Here is a 296-nt window from a genome sequence, read left to right as displayed (position 1 = left end):
AAGCTCGAAGCGACACTGGCGAATAGTTGTACAACGATGACGATTGCCAGCTTGCTCAGTAATTGTCCCGAGGTCCCGTGATTGAAGGCATCGATAAATACCTTCAACATCAACGTGATGCCCAGGCTACAAATCGTCGCCACAAACGACAGCAGGATACCGACGAGAAATAGGCCTTTCTTCGGGTGCGCGTGCGTCATGATCAGCCGCAGTAGGTCGCGCGTGCCATACTTGGCAGGCTTTTGCTTAGCCGATTACGTGATAGGCGTTTCCATTAGTTGTAACTCCCCTCATTG

General features: G+C 51.4%; 1 pseudogene. It reads right to left on the bottom strand.

Annotation, left to right across the window (positions count from 1 at the left end):
- Positions 1-200, bottom strand: a pseudogene (locus tag MZO40_RS17140) (ABC transporter ATP-binding protein); the annotation flags it as partial.
- Positions 201-296: the final 96 nt, after the last annotated feature.

Origin of the sequence: Lactiplantibacillus sp. B652 (assembly GCF_023806745.1) — a bacterium.
GTDB classification, from domain to species: Bacteria; Bacillota; Bacilli; order Lactobacillales; family Lactobacillaceae; genus Lactiplantibacillus; species Lactiplantibacillus pentosus.
This window is presented reverse-complemented; position numbering and strand designations above follow the sequence as displayed.